The sequence below is a fragment of the Paraburkholderia sp. SIMBA_030 genome, from assembly GCF_046535245.1.
Lineage (GTDB): Bacteria > Pseudomonadota > Gammaproteobacteria > Burkholderiales > Burkholderiaceae > Paraburkholderia.
In genome coordinates this window covers 1-236 of the sequence record NZ_JAWRXB010001649.1, presented here as the reverse complement: position 1 = coordinate 236, position 236 = coordinate 1, and the positions used below count along the sequence as shown (strand labels likewise).

Here is a 236-nt window from a genome sequence, read left to right as displayed (position 1 = left end):
GGAAGGCATTAGCGACAACATTCGTGCCATCAGTATTGTTGACCGTTACCTTGAACATGACCGGGTTTATATTTTTGAAAATGGCGGCGATAAAAAGGTCTACCTTTCTTCCGCCGACTGGATGACGCGCAATATTGATTATCGTATTGAAGTGGCGACACCGCTGCTCGATCCGCGCCTGAAGCAGCGGGTGCTGGACATCATCGACATATTGTTCAGCGATACGGTCAAAGCAC

1 pseudogene is annotated in these 236 nt (G+C 48.7%); it reads left to right on the top strand.

Annotation, left to right across the window (positions count from 1 at the left end):
* A pseudogene (locus tag SB772_RS45610) lies at positions 1-236 on the top strand (RNA degradosome polyphosphate kinase); the annotation flags it as partial.